Source organism: Streptomyces sp. Ru62 (assembly GCF_002920615.1).
Classification (GTDB): Bacteria; Actinomycetota; Actinomycetes; order Streptomycetales; family Streptomycetaceae; genus Streptomyces.
Genome location: NZ_PQSU01000094.1, coordinates 1 through 948, shown reverse-complemented (window position 1 = coordinate 948; position 948 = coordinate 1). Strand labels below are relative to the sequence as shown.

General features: G+C 63.7%; 1 protein-coding gene. It reads left to right on the top strand.

Features of this window, described 5'->3' with window-relative positions:
* The first annotated feature begins 76 nt into the window (after window positions 1-76).
* Window positions 77-928: an IS5 family transposase gene (locus C3492_RS43840; RefSeq protein ID WP_103818114.1), complete on the top strand. Its 852-nt coding sequence runs from the start codon at window positions 77-79 to the stop codon at window positions 926-928.
* Window positions 929-948: the final 20 nt, after the last annotated feature.

Below are 948 nucleotides of genomic sequence, written 5' to 3'. Positions count from 1 at the left end.
GAGGGCATCTGATCTAGATAGTTGGTGTTCTGGGATGTTTTTGTGACTGGCGGCGTTGGCGATCGTTGCACGGTATGTGAGTGCTCGCCGTCCATATCGCAGTGATGTGTCCGATGCCCGCTGGGCTCTGATCGAGCCGGTTTTCACCGCCTGGCGAGCCGGACGAACCGGTCCGGGTACGGCGGCCCGGGTGCACGACCTGCGGGAGATCGTCAACGCGATCCTCTACGTTAACCGCACCGGCATTCCGTGGGAGTACCTGCCACACGACTTCCCGCCCTACAAGACCGTCTACGACTACTACGCCAAGTGGGAAGCCGACGGCACCACGCAGCAGGTCCATGACCTGTTACGCGACAAGGCTCGCCGAGCCCACGGTCGCAGGACCGAGCCGACCGCGGCCGTGGTGGACGCCCAGAGCGTGAAGACCTCGGCAAACGTGCCCGAGACCAGTCAGGGCATCGACGCCGGCAAGAAGATCAAAGGACGCAAGCGGCACCTGATCACCGACACCCTCGGCCTTGTCCTCGCCGTGCTCGTCACTGCCGCGTCCGTGCACGACACGGCCGGCGGCAAGCTGCTGCTGGACGACCTGGTCGTGGCGCATCCCAGCGTGTCCAAGGTCTGGGCCGATGGTGGCTACCAGAGCAGCATCTTCAACCATGGCGCCGCCCTGGGCATCGACGTAGAGGTCGTTCAGCGACCGCGGGTGAAGGGGTTCGAGCCACTGCCGAAGCGGTGGGTGATCGAGCGGACCTTCGGCTGGCTGATGCAACATCGCCGCTTGGCGCGGGACTACGAAGCCCTGCCGCAGCGATCCCGGGCGATGATCCACTGGGCGATGGCTAACAAAATGTCCCGCGAGCTGACCGGAGAATCCGCACCAACCTGGCGAATTGAAACGGACATCCCGCTCACACCAGTGTGAATGTTGATCAGATGCCCTCT